We start from the raw sequence: 201 nt of genomic DNA, 5'->3' as shown, positions 1-201 counted from the left end.
GATGCGCTACCAAGCTGCGCTATTCACCGACATGTATTTTTTTACTTGGTTGGCTTTATGAGGAAAATCCCCAATCCACTTATTCCAAGAGCCATGATGCGCTAAAATACGCTATTCATTGGCGAATTTTGTCTCGATTCTTAGGGTGTAGCTTGAATCAAAACAGGAAGCTTTTTTACTCAGTAAACTAAACTACCTAAA

The sequence above is a fragment of the Vibrio genomosp. F10 str. ZF-129 genome, from assembly GCF_000287055.2.
GTDB lineage: Bacteria > Pseudomonadota > Gammaproteobacteria > Enterobacterales > Vibrionaceae > Vibrio.
The sequence above is the reverse complement of the archived record's forward strand: the minus strand, read 5'-3'. Positions refer to the sequence as shown.